The organism is Moheibacter sp. (assembly GCF_049672845.1).
In the GTDB taxonomy this organism is placed as follows: Bacteria; Bacteroidota; Bacteroidia; order Flavobacteriales; family Weeksellaceae; genus Moheibacter.
Genome location: NZ_JBATWT010000011.1, coordinates 171451 through 183738, shown reverse-complemented (window position 1 = coordinate 183738; position 12288 = coordinate 171451). Strand labels below are relative to the sequence as shown.

Below are 12288 nucleotides of genomic sequence, written 5' to 3'. Positions count from 1 at the left end.
TATTTTTAAATTGAATTCGCGTATTGGAAAAGTCTTTTTAGATCTTTCTCACTATTGAGTGAAATACGGTTTTCTTTAACAAAGCTGTTTAAAGCTTTGGACTTATCACCAAATAAATCCATAATTTTAGATTTTGACGACGGCAATGGAATAATCGACCCTCCTGCTATTTTTACAAAGAAATCATCTTTTTTGGGTTTATATGCAGGTGGTGTATCTATTCCAAATCCAGTTCCGGATTTTTTTGCTTCGGAAAATTCCATTTTTTCTCTTTTGTACAACAATACATCACCTTCCCCTACAATTTCCACAAGATAACCATTCACTATTTTATTTCCGTCACTATATTCTGCAATAATAAATTTCTTATTCAAATCGTCAAAATTTATTACTTTGTACTGATTCTTATCTAAATCATAGATTACGCCGTCATTATCAAATTCCATTTCATCAAAATAAGCATTGTACCGCATTTTGAAAGGCTTATTCATATCATCAACAAATGCATACATAAAGTTTTCCTGAAAATATTGCGATCCTTTGATTTCTTTTGGCAAATTTACTTCTTTGTTAGCAGACGAAATACCAGCCAAAAGGTTAGAACTTGATCTTTCTAGTAATAGTGTTTGCTGACCAAAAACAGTACTGGCTCCTAACATTAAAGTTGTAAGAATGATTATTTTTTTCATTGTCGTTGAATTAGTTAAACCGCAAATTTACTAATAAATACTAAGTTCTAAATATTCTCTTACAGATTTAACTATATCGAAACTTGAAAATCTAATTTATCTGACAGAGGTATTTTCTCACAGGCTTATTAAAATAACCCTTTTTGGGTTACATTTGCCACATGAACACAAACAGACAAATCATTCGGTTGGGCATGCTATTATTCTTGATTACCATGTCTATCTTTTTTCTTTTGATTTTCTTATTTTCGACTCAAGGCAAAATTTCCGATGCACAATATTTTAATTATTCGGCCATGATCAATTGTTTTGTTTTGCCGGGATTATATGCCGGAATCGGATTTTACAGCACTTATATTGTTGCTAAAAAGCGTCCCGTTTCTTTCCGTCAGGCTTGGCAATTGAGTTTTTTACCAATGTTTTTGGGTGGAATCCTGAGCTTGGCCAGCATATTCATTTTCTTCAACACAAGCGGAGTTTGGGCAGAAGACAGTTTACAGCGTGGCTGGTATGATTTGATGACGTCCAATCCCAATCCCGAATTCATGGAAAAAAACGGTGAATTCGTAAAAAGCATGACAGACTTAAGCATCAATATGTTTACTTGGAAAGTATTCTTTCTCTCATTTTCGGTGATTATCTTTTTTTACTTTTTGATTTCGAGTATCTTCGCAGTATTCTTTAAAAACAGACGTGTCTGATGCATTTATCCGTAGTTATTCCATTACTAAATGAACAAGATTCACTGGAAGAATTATTCCAGCGGATTAAAACGGTGTGTCATCAAAACGGTTTTGATTTCGAAGTGATTTTCATTGATGACGGAAGTACAGACGATTCATGGAAAATCATCGAATTTCTTGCAGAAGTCAACCGGGAAATAAAGGCGATTCGATTCCGCAAGAATTATGGTAAATCTCCTGCTTTGATGGCCGCTTTCAAACAAGCTGAAGGAGATATCATCATCACCATGGATGCTGACTTACAAGACTTTCCTGAAGAAATACCTGAGCTCTACGAAGTATTAAAATCCAAAAATGCCGATATCATTTCGGGGTGGAAGCAAAACCGGCAAGACCCTAAACTGACCAAAAACCTGCCTTCCAAAATCTTTAATTCCGTTGCGAGAAAAGTGTCAGGACTTGAGCTTCATGATTTCAACTGCGGACTGAAAGCTTACCGAAGTGAAGTTGCAAAAGAACTGGAATTGCATGGCGATATGCATCGTTACATTCCTGTTTTGGCCAAAAACATCGGATTTGGAAGGATTTATGAGAAAAAAGTTAGGCATCAGGCAAGAAAATATGGAAAATCTAAATTCGGAAAACGAAGATTTGTAAACGGTTTTCTGGATTTGATTACACTTTCCTTTATCAACCGGTTTGGCAATAAACCCATGCATCTTTTTGGCGCTGTAGGAACTTTGATGTTCATCATCGGTTTTCTCGCTGCACTTTATCTTGGACTTGACAAATTGTTCAAAGTTTACATTCTCGAGAAAAACGCAAGATTAATTACAGACAATCCGTATTTTTATATTTCGCTTGTCGCAATGATACTGGGCACCCAATTATTTCTTGCCGGATTTATAGGCGAAATACTGATTCGTTCTCAAAAAAACAAACAGGAATTTGAAGTAAGAGAAACTTTGAATCTGAATTCAAAAAAACAATTTTCTTAACCTAGATAATTAAACCTTAAAAATTAATAGTTATGAAAAATTTTATATTAATTATATCCGCCGCCTTCTTGATTTTTTCTTGCAGTTCTTCTCTAGATGGCGAAGGAGTTGCCACGGCTCAAAAGGAATTTGCAGTTGATCGTTTCAGTTCGGCCGAAATTCACTGCAATTGCGATGTCACTTTTATTCCTTCAGAAATTTCAAAAGTTGTAATTGAATCTCATCAAAACCTGATTGACAACTTTGAAATCAATTCAAAAGGCAATGATTTGGTTATCAAGGAAAAACAATCAGTAGGTGATTTTAACTTATACAATGTAAATGTTTATTTCACACCCGAATTGGACGAAATCGAACTAAACAAACAAGCCCGAATGAAAATTTCCGGCACATTAAAAGCTAACGAATTTAGTTTAGACTTAAATGACCAATCCTCTGTAAATGAATCATTTATTGACATAAAAGATTTAGATTTAGACACATCTGATCAGACTCAAATCAGGATGACCGGAACCGTAATTAAACTGGATGTAAATACCTCCAATGAATCACGTGCCGAGTTAAGTGATTTACAGGCGGTGGAAGTAGAATTTTCCACCAAAGACAACTCTCATTTATCCATCTACGCCATGAAAGACTTGTCAGGAACAGCCTCCAACAATTCACAGGTTTCTTACAAAGGCGACCCAAATAAAAATACCACGGAAAAAGACAGGGCTTTTATCCAACAAAACTAATTGAACAATATGAGCACCAATGCAATGGAGAGAGCCAAAGTATGGCTCGGAGAACATTATGACGAAACAACAAGAGAAGAAGTTCAGCATTTGATCGATACCGATTTACAACTTCTGGAAGATGCTTTTTACAAAGATTTGGAATTTGGAACTGGTGGAATGCGCGGCATTATGGGCGTGGGAACCAACCGAATCAACCGATACACACTCGGCGCGGCTACGCAAGGACTTGCCAATTACCTGAAAAAACAATTTCCCGACAAAGAAAAATCAGTTGCAATCGCTTATGACGTGCGAAACAATTCCGAACTTTTTGCGAGAATTGTAGCCGATATTCTGACCGGAAACGCCATCAAAGTTCATTTGTTTGAGAGCTTCCGGCCGACACCCGAATTATCTTTCACCGTTCGGCACCTGAAATGCGATGCAGGAATTGTTCTGACCGCTTCACACAATCCACCCGAATACAACGGCTACAAAGTGTATTGGAATGACGGAGGACAAATCGTTCCGCCACAAGACAATGAAATCATTGCCGAAGTAGGAAATGTACAACCTCATCAAATTCAATTTCACGGAAACGACCGTTTACTGAACGTAATCGGAAGGGAAATTGACGATTTGTTTATCGAGGCTTCCATCCGCAACATCGGATTTACAAATAAAGGGAAAGAAGATGTGAAAATCGTTTTCACACCCATTCACGGAACTTCGATTGCCATCATTCCCGAAGCACTCAAACGTGCCGGATTTACAAATGTGCATATCGTAGAAGAACAAGCAGTGCCAAGCGGAAATTTCCCGACGGTGCAATCGCCCAATCCGGAAGAACCGGCTGCTTTGAAAATGGCCATTGATCTGGCCAATGAAATTGATGCAGACATCGTGATTGGAACCGACCCTGATGCCGACCGATTGGGAATTGCCGTTCGAAATTTTCATGGAAAAATGGTTTTGCTCAACGGAAACCAAACCAATACGGTTCTGACCGATTATCTTTTGGAGCAAAGGCAAAACGACGGCATGGACGGAACGGAATTCATCGGTTCAACCATCGTAACTTCCGATATTTTTTATGATCTGGCGGAATATTACAATGTCGAATGCAAAGTCGGCCTGACCGGTTTCAAATGGATTGCGGATATGATTCGCAAAGCCGAAGGCAAACAGAAATTTATAGGCGGTGGTGAAGAAAGTTTCGGGTTTATGGTTGGGGATTTTGTCCGTGACAAAGATTCGGTGACTTCCACCCTTCTCGCTTGTGAAATTGCGGCCAATGCCAAAGCAAATGACAGCAGTTTCTTTGAAGAATTATTGACCATTTACACCAAAACCAAGTTTTACCTGGAAGATTTGATGTCCATTACCAAACGAGGAAAAGACGGCGCTGCCGAAATCCGTCAGATGATGGCCGATTTCAGAGCCAATCCGCCGGCTTCTTTTGATGGGTCGAAAGTAATCCGATTGGATGATTATCAGATTTCAATTTCAAAAAACCTGGTGACAGGCGAAGAAAAAACCATTGATATTCCCAAATCCAATGTTTTGATTTTTTATACCGAAGACGGAAGTAAAATTGCTGCGCGTCCTTCGGGAACCGAACCCAAAATAAAATTCTATTTTTCGGTGAAAACAAATTTGGATGAAATTTCGGATTTCGAATGGAAAGAAGACGAACTTCAAGCAAAAATTGAACGATTAAAAAAAGAATTTAACTAAAAAATAAAAATCCCTGCCGGAAATAAAATCTGGCAGTTCTTCAATAAAAGAATGAAAATAATTTCCTATCCCGTTTCCGTTATTTATTATTTTTTCTTCGGACTAACCTTAGTTCTAATGCACATTGTGCAATGGCTTTGTTATAATCTGGGCGGATATCAGGCACATCACAATTCGGTAAAAACCATGAACTGGATGTTGATTATGTGCACCAAACTATTGGGGACTTCTCATAAATTCAGAGGAAAAGAAAAGTTACCAAAAGGAGTTCCGCTTATTTTTGTTAGCAATCACCAGAGTATTTTTGATATTTCTCCGATTGAATGGTATTTGGCGGATTTTCATCCGAAATTCATCAGTAAAATAGAACTAGGGAAAGGAATTCCGAGTGTTTCATACAATCTGCAAAGAGGTGGTTCAGTGCTTATTGATCGTAAGGATTCGCGTCAAGCACTTCCGGAAATTAAAAAATTATCCCAATACATAGAGAAACATAAACGCTCAGCTGCGATTTTCCCTGAAGGAACCCGCAGTCGCGACGGGAAACTCAAACCCTTTCACGACAATGGAATGAAAATGCTTTTGAAATTTGCGCCTTCGGCTTTGGTTGTGCCAATTACCATTAATAATTCATGGAAAATTGTAAAAAACGGCTATTTTCCACTATCTTTGGGGACAAGCTTCTCTTTGGATGTACATGCTCCTATTTCTCCAAAAGACTATGATTTCGAAGCGTTAATGCAAAAACTAAGAGAAGCAATTGAATCAAAACTCGAAAATTAAGACAATGACAAAGCGAGAAAATGTACGTTTGGAAGTAATGAACTTCATCGACAAAGATGTAGATGATTATATGGAGAAATTTCTCATTAGTCCCGAAAAAATATGGCAACCGACTGATTTCCTGCCTGATTCCAATTCCGATAAGTTTTTTGATCAGATAACCGAATTAAGAGAATTGTCAAAAGAACTTCCCTATGATTTCTGGATTACGCTGATTGGTGATACCATTACCGAGGAGGCGCTTCCCTCCTATGAATCCTGGATTATGGAAATTGAAGGCGTGGACAATGAAAACCGAAACGGCTGGTCCAAGTGGTTCCGTGCTTGGTCGGCAGAAGAAAACCGCCACGGGGATGTTTTGAATAAATTTCTTTACCTCTCAGGTAGAATCAATATGCGCGAAGTTGAAATTTCAACCCATTATTTAATTGCGGACGGATTTGACATCGGAACGAGTCATGATCCTTATAAAAATTTTGTGTACACAAGTTTTCAGGAACTGGCGACTTATATTTCGCACAATCGCGTATCGGAAATTGCTAAAAAATACGGCGCAAAAGGTTTAGCTCGAATGTGTAAAATCATTGCAGGTGATGAAATGCGGCATCACTTGGCCTATGTTGAGTTTGTAAAAAGAATTTTTGAAGTCGATCCAAGTGAAATGATGTTGGCTTTCCAGCATATGTTGAAATTAAAAATCGTGATGCCCGCGCATTTCTTGAGAGAATCAGGGGAACCTATAGGTCGCGCCTTTGAAATTTTCTCAGACTCTGCACAGCGTTTGGGTGTTTATACTTCATTGGATTATGTGGACATCATCCGCAAACTGATTAATTTGTGGAACATTGACAAAATTGTGAATCTCAATGAAGAGGCAGAAAAAGCACGTGATTACATCATGAAACTTCCCGACAGATTGGATCGGATTGCAGAAAGAATTATCATTCCGGCTGAATCACCTCGATTGAAATGGGTTTATCCTGCTTAAAATAATTTAAAATGAACTTATCAAATTACCTTGAAAAAGGATATTCCTATTCGGATTATTTAACCAAAGTCGAAAAAACTTTTCAAGAACTTGAAGAGTCCGGAGATGAAAAAGGTTTTGCGCAATATTACTCGATGAACCTGAAACGAATTGACAGGTTAAACAACACTTTTGAATTAAGCGAAGCCCAAAAAGAGCAGCTCAAATCGGTAAATACTAATTTTTCGCTTTTGGTCATCAGCGAAGGCTGGTGTGGCGACGCGGCGCAAAGTATGCCGATTGTCAACAAAATCATGGAAGAATTGGGGGTAACTCAGAAAATTCTTTTTCGTGATGAAAATCCTGAGTTGATGGATGCTTATCTGACCGATGGCGCAAGGTCGATTCCGATGTATGTGGGAGTTGATGCCAACGGAAAGGAATTATTCCGCTTCGGGCCACGGCCAAAAGCCGGAATGGAAATGCTGGACAAACACAAATCGGATCCTGAGAATTATACTGCAGATGAATTTCATAAAGATCTACAAGTTTGGTACAATCAGGACAAAGGGGCGAGTACATTCACAGAATTAGTTCATAAACTTTTGAAATAAAAAAATGAAAATAGACAAAGGATTTGCGATCAGCGGAATTGTACTGCTTTTACTGGCCTTGTTTTTTTTCACGCCAGTTGGCGATTGGGCTACTGATTTACTTAACGAAAAAACCCTTGCCGGACCATCTAAAGAAAAAATTGACAGAAATTTTAATCTAAATGACAAAGAGATGGCTGTTTCCCTGAAAGGATATAACGGAACAGCTGACGCCAATCTGGCAGACTTCCGGGGCAAGGTTGTATTCCTGAATTTCTGGGGCAGTTGGTGTCCTCCCTGTGTGGAAGAAATGCCCGGAATTCAGAAATTATATGAAACAAAAGGAGATCAGATGGCCATTGTTTTAATCACGATGAAAGACAGGCCGGAAAAGTTTCTTCCTTTTCTTCAGGAAAATAATTATTCTATGCCTGTGTATGAAGCCAGCAGTCTTTTGCCTAAACAACTTATACCCGGCTCCTTCCCTACTACATATATTCTTAATAAAAAAGGTGAAATCGTACTTAAAGAAATTAAGTCCGTTGATTGGGGTAGCGATGAAGCCCTGAGCATGGTTCAAAAATTTATTGACGAATAATCTGTATTAAAACGTTTGAATTCCACTAATTTTCATTAATTTCACGATTCATTTAATTGATGAATTATGAATAAGTTAGCAATATTTGGATTGGTTTTCATCGGAACGATTTGTTCTTGTACAAATTCCAAAGAATTAAGTTCAACTCAGTCAGAAAATTTTGAAAATGTGGAATTCACAGAAGAAAGAAGACTAAATCACACGATCAATTTAGCCGAAATTACGATTATTAACACTTTAGCCGACCTGACTGAACTATATGGAAATCTCCAGGATCCAGATCTACCAAGATCTGCTCCAATTCCCCCATTTGATGAAAAAAATGAATTCATACTGGTTTTGAAACCGGAAATGAATGCAAACACTTTTAAAGACATTGAAATTGAGAACGTTCAAAAATCCGGAAATCAACTGATTGTAAATTATAGGGAAGTTGAAAATGCGGAATATGCTGAAAATAAATGGAATGATCCTATCGTTATTTTAAAAGTAACCGGAAAGGAAAGCGAAATTCAAATCAATAAAATTAATTAACATTTAACACCAAAAACATGAGACAGAATTTTTTACTAATTAGCTGTTTTCTATTGTTTGCCGGACTCACATTTGCACAACAAAATGCATGGAGCAAATTTCACGGTAAAAGCATAGAAAACCCAAGAGAGAGGGCATCAAACCCCAACGAATACCAATTACTGAGATTAAATTCAGATGTATTGATTCAACAATTGGCCAATGCCCCGCAAAGAACTCAATATCCGGCAGGAATAAGTGTAAAATTCCCAAATCTGGAAGGAACTTTTGACACCTACAAAGTGTATGAATCCAGCACCATGCACCCTGATTTACAAGCAAAATACCCGCAAATCAGATCCTATATGGGATACAAAACCGATGATACTACAACTAAAATCCGATTTTCAGTTTCTCCATACTTCGGATTGCACGCAGTAATCAGAAGTATTGATGGAATTAAATACATTGATTCGTATTCTGAAAACAATGAATTTTATATGATGTATGACAGAAATAGTGTGGACCATGTACATACTTTCAACTGTGAACATGACGGAGAAGATTTTCTGCATCCTTCAGCACCTGATTTTGAAATGGCTCCTGAAACCGTAATTGATGGAAAACTAAGAACTTACCGCACAGCTATTGCTACTTCAATTGAATATACATCTTATATTGCTACACAGGCAGGAGTGGGAAGCGGAACGGACGAAGAAAAGATAATTGCAGTAATGGAGGCTTTAAATATTGCGGTAACTCGATTAAACGAAGTTTATGAAAATGATTTATCTGTAAGATTGCAGTTAATCCCAAACAATGATTTGATTATTTTCATTCATTCCGACAATTATAGCGTACCAAATGCCGGAACAATGTTAGGACAAAATCAAACGGCAATTGATGGAATCATTGGAAATTCAAATTATGACATCGGCCACGTATTTTATCGTGGAAGTGGTGGTGGAGTTGCTTACCTGAGGTCAGTCTGTAACAATACCTTGAAAGCCGGCGGAGTAACAGGTACTACTGTTCCGGTTGGAGACCCCTTTGTGATTGATTACGTAGCTCACGAAATGGGACATCAGTATGGAGCCAATCACACCCAGAATAATGCTTGTAACCGAAATACCCCAACGGCTGTTGAACCCGGAAGTGCAAGTACAATCATGGGATATGCAGGTATCTGCGCTCCAAATGTACAAAGCAACAGTGATGCTTATTTTCACGCTGTAAGTATCCACGAAATGTATTCCTGGGTAACAACCGGAGGAAACTGTGGAACAAATACAGATACAGGTAATCACGAACCCATTGTAAACGCCGGTCCGGATAAAACCATTCCGAAGGAAACACCCTTTGTTTTAACTGCTACTGCAACAGATGAAGACGGTGACGCCCTGACTTATAATTTTGAACAAACTGATTTCCAGACAGCAACAATGCCTCCAAGACCAAACAATACCGGCGGACCAATGTTCAGATCAGTTTTCTCAACAGATTCTCCTGAAAAATATTTCCCAAGACTTGCAACTATCGTAGGTCTTACAGCCAGTACACAATATAATCCAAACAACAATAATCCTGGAGACTTCAGAGCTTGGGAAAAACTTCCGGCTGTAGCACGTAATATGAATTTCGCTTTGTTGGTAAGAGACAATAATCCATTGGGCGGACAAACCGGAAGAGATAATATCCGTCTGACCGTTACGGCAGACGCCGGACCTTTCACCGTAACTTCACAAGGTTCTGATGGCGTAGTTTGGAATTTAGGAGAAACCCACACTATTACCTGGGATGTTGCCAACACAAACATAGCGCCTGTAAATACTGAAAACGTGACAATCCTTATTTCAACTGACGGAGGATTAACTTTCCCACATGTGTTGGTAGAAAGCACTCCAAACGACGGTTCTCACGAATTTACAGTTCCGAATGGTTGGGGAGAAACTGAAACCGGCAGAATTATGGTGAAAGCGGTTGACAATTATTTCCTAAATGTGAACCAAGCCGAAATAACTATTAATTCAACCTTAGGTATTGATGACATTGATTCCGGAAGTTTCGCAATCTATCCGAATCCTTCACAGGGAATTTTCACGCTTGATATGACAACCAAATCAAATGAAGTATCCTATGCCGTTTATAATATGGAAGGCCGACTGATTTCTCAGAATTCACTTAGCCCTACGGCAGGTAAAGTCTCACAACAGATCAACCTTTCTCATTTACCATCAGGAACTTATGTGATCCAGATTATCAATGGCAATGAAAAAATGTCTCAGAAACTGATTATCAAAAAATAATTAAATTTAATTAATTCTGCAGCCGCCTCTTCAGGCGGCTTTTTTTATTTATGAGAATAAAAAGGATATTTCAAAACTTTTTCAGCAGACTTTTTTTTCATTAATTTAAAATTATGAGAGTGTGAAAAACATATATAATTTCACAAACAACTAATTATCAATAGAATTAAATCAAATCCAGGAGATCTTCACTGCAGAAGAAAAAAATTCATATTTTCTTTACATATCAAAAAAATTATACCTTTACGGACATTTGTTTAATTTAATCAAAATAATTATGATCAAAAATTTTATCAGCTTTTGCCTGATATTTACTAGTTTATCTGTTTCAACTGTCTTTGCTCAGGAAACAGAATTATTTGGGGTACCTTTAAGTGAATACCAAGTTAATCCGGAAAACGATTTGATCAGATGTGCATCATCTGAATATGAAAAGCACCTGCAAAATAATTTCGAAGGATATGCTTCTGAAGAAGAATTTGAAGCCTGGCTGGCTCCAAAAGTTGCGGAAATGAAACAACGTCTGACGAATGGTGAATTCAAAAATGAACTGATTCAAATTCCGGTTGTAGTTCACGTTATCCACGCCGGGCAACCCGAAGGTGTTGGAATGAATATATCCACTGCCAGAGTTCAGTCTCAGATTGATGTTTTAAATCAGGATTTCCAGAAAATTGAAGGAACACCGGGTTATAACGATCACGAATTCGGAGCAAGCATTGGTCTGAATTTCTGTCTTGCACAAGTTGACCCCGATGGAAACCCTACAAACGGTATCAATCGTGTTGAAATTACCGGAACTATCTGGAATGAAGCAAACGTAGAAAACGTTTTGAAACCCACTACTCAATGGGATCCAACTAAATATTTCAATATTTGGGTATGTCAGTTTGGTGGAGATTTGAACGGGGTTCTGGGATATGCACAATTCCCTTCTAACTCAGGCTTGGGAGGAATGCCTGTAAACGGTGGAGCAGCAAACAGAGATGGTGTTATTATCGACTGGAGAGCTTTTGGTGACAGAAACGCCGTTCCGGGAACATATTTTAATACCTACGATAGAGGAAGAACTACTACGCACGAAATCGGACACTCGTTCGGTCTGCGTCACATTTGGGGTGACACTTCGAGCTGTATTGTTAATACAAATGACTCTTTCAATGACTATTGTCCTGATACACCGGCAGCTAACAGCGCAAACTATTCATGTGTTGTAATTGACTCATGTCCTGCTGATCCCGGAAACGACATGGTGGAAAATTATATGGACTACACAAACGACGCTTGTATGAACATCTATACACTTGATCAGAAAGCCCGTGTACTCGCTGTGATTGAAAATTCACCAAGAAGAAAAGAACTTCCTAATTCAAATGTATGTGATGCATTGGGAGTAAGCGATGTAGAAAATCAGGAATTTACAATCTATCCAAATCCGGCTAAAGATTTCCTGAACGTAAGCGTTAAAAATTCTCAACTGACAAGTTATACCATTTACAATACACTTGGACAACAAGTTAAAAGAGAAAACCTTTCAGGAACTCAATTCAAAATCAATGTAAATAATCTGAAAAAAGGAACTTACATTTTGACAGTTTATTCTGAAAAAGGTTCATCAACTCATAAATTTATCAAAGACTAATCTTTAATTGAGTTATAAATAAAAAGACTGCAATATTGCTGCAGTCTTTTTATTTATAAG

The 12288-nt window shown here is 37.9% G+C and carries 12 protein-coding genes; 11 read left to right on the top strand and 1 reads right to left on the bottom strand.

Annotation, left to right across the window (positions count from 1 at the left end; translation table 11 throughout):
- Nucleotides 1–5: 5 nt before the first annotated feature.
- Complete coding sequence (locus WBF63_RS04900; RefSeq protein ID WP_424368583.1) at nucleotides 6–689, bottom strand: hypothetical protein; 684 nt, start codon at nucleotides 687–689, stop codon at nucleotides 6–8.
- A 161-nt stretch (nucleotides 690–850) separates the two neighbouring features.
- On the opposite strand from WBF63_RS04900, the gene WBF63_RS04895 reads away from it, so the two are divergent.
- From WBF63_RS04895 to WBF63_RS04845, 11 genes are all read left to right on the top strand, one after another.
- Entirely contained in the window at nucleotides 851–1390 is a 540-nt protein-coding gene (locus WBF63_RS04895; protein WP_424368582.1) for a DUF4199 family protein, read from the top strand.
- The gene (locus WBF63_RS04890; protein WP_424368581.1) at nucleotides 1390–2370 is read left to right on the top strand and encodes a glycosyltransferase family 2 protein; all 981 of its coding nucleotides are present in this window, start codon (nucleotides 1390–1392) and stop codon (nucleotides 2368–2370) included. The genes WBF63_RS04895 and WBF63_RS04890 overlap by 1 nt, the downstream gene beginning before the upstream one ends.
- Before the next feature lie 32 nt (nucleotides 2371–2402).
- Complete coding sequence (locus tag WBF63_RS04885) at nucleotides 2403–3107, top strand: GIN domain-containing protein (protein WP_424368580.1); 705 nt, start codon at nucleotides 2403–2405, stop codon at nucleotides 3105–3107.
- 9 nt (nucleotides 3108–3116) lie between these two features.
- A complete protein-coding gene (locus tag WBF63_RS04880; RefSeq protein WP_424368579.1) occupies nucleotides 3117–4826 on the top strand; it encodes a phospho-sugar mutase in 1710 nt (569 codons plus the stop codon).
- A gap of 51 nt (nucleotides 4827–4877) precedes the next feature.
- Nucleotides 4878–5609, top strand: coding sequence for a lysophospholipid acyltransferase family protein (locus WBF63_RS04875; RefSeq protein ID WP_424368578.1), 732 nt, complete (start codon nucleotides 4878–4880; stop codon nucleotides 5607–5609).
- 4 nt (nucleotides 5610–5613) lie between these two features.
- Complete coding sequence (locus WBF63_RS04870) at nucleotides 5614–6597, top strand: acyl-ACP desaturase (RefSeq protein WP_424368577.1); 984 nt, start codon at nucleotides 5614–5616, stop codon at nucleotides 6595–6597.
- 11 nt (nucleotides 6598–6608) lie between these two features.
- Nucleotides 6609–7190, top strand: coding sequence for a thioredoxin family protein (locus WBF63_RS04865; protein ID WP_424368576.1), 582 nt, complete (start codon nucleotides 6609–6611; stop codon nucleotides 7188–7190).
- Between the two features lie 4 nt (nucleotides 7191–7194).
- Nucleotides 7195–7767, top strand: a complete 573-nt coding sequence (locus tag WBF63_RS04860; RefSeq protein WP_424368575.1) for a TlpA family protein disulfide reductase — start codon at nucleotides 7195–7197, stop codon at nucleotides 7765–7767.
- Nucleotides 7768–7833: 66 nt separating this feature from the next.
- On the top strand, nucleotides 7834–8301 hold the full coding sequence (locus tag WBF63_RS04855; RefSeq protein ID WP_424368574.1) for a hypothetical protein: 468 nt from the start codon (nucleotides 7834–7836) through the stop codon (nucleotides 8299–8301).
- Between the two features lie 17 nt (nucleotides 8302–8318).
- On the top strand, nucleotides 8319–10586 hold the full coding sequence (locus WBF63_RS04850) for a reprolysin-like metallopeptidase (protein WP_424368573.1): 2268 nt from the start codon (nucleotides 8319–8321) through the stop codon (nucleotides 10584–10586).
- A 277-nt stretch (nucleotides 10587–10863) separates the two neighbouring features.
- Nucleotides 10864–12228, top strand: coding sequence for a T9SS type A sorting domain-containing protein (locus tag WBF63_RS04845; protein ID WP_424368572.1), 1365 nt, complete (start codon nucleotides 10864–10866; stop codon nucleotides 12226–12228).
- Nucleotides 12229–12288: the final 60 nt, after the last annotated feature.

Coding starts and splice junctions, on each gene's coding strand:
- WBF63_RS04890 (WP_424368581.1), top strand. CDS start 1,390: ATGCATTTATCCGTAGTTATTCCATTACTAAATGAACAAGATTCACTG.
- WBF63_RS04895 (WP_424368582.1), top strand. CDS start 851: ATGAACACAAACAGACAAATCATTCGGTTGGGCATGCTATTATTCTTG.
- WBF63_RS04900 (WP_424368583.1), bottom strand. CDS start 689: ATGAAAAAAATAATCATTCTTACAACTTTAATGTTAGGAGCCAGTACT.
- WBF63_RS04875 (WP_424368578.1), top strand. CDS start 4,878: ATGAAAATAATTTCCTATCCCGTTTCCGTTATTTATTATTTTTTCTTC.
- WBF63_RS04845 (WP_424368572.1), top strand. CDS start 10,864: ATGATCAAAAATTTTATCAGCTTTTGCCTGATATTTACTAGTTTATCT.
- WBF63_RS04850 (WP_424368573.1), top strand. CDS start 8,319: ATGAGACAGAATTTTTTACTAATTAGCTGTTTTCTATTGTTTGCCGGA.
- WBF63_RS04885 (WP_424368580.1), top strand. CDS start 2,403: ATGAAAAATTTTATATTAATTATATCCGCCGCCTTCTTGATTTTTTCT.
- WBF63_RS04860 (WP_424368575.1), top strand. CDS start 7,195: ATGAAAATAGACAAAGGATTTGCGATCAGCGGAATTGTACTGCTTTTA.
- WBF63_RS04870 (WP_424368577.1), top strand. CDS start 5,614: ATGACAAAGCGAGAAAATGTACGTTTGGAAGTAATGAACTTCATCGAC.
- WBF63_RS04855 (WP_424368574.1), top strand. CDS start 7,834: ATGAATAAGTTAGCAATATTTGGATTGGTTTTCATCGGAACGATTTGT.
- WBF63_RS04880 (WP_424368579.1), top strand. CDS start 3,117: ATGAGCACCAATGCAATGGAGAGAGCCAAAGTATGGCTCGGAGAACAT.
- WBF63_RS04865 (WP_424368576.1), top strand. CDS start 6,609: ATGAACTTATCAAATTACCTTGAAAAAGGATATTCCTATTCGGATTAT.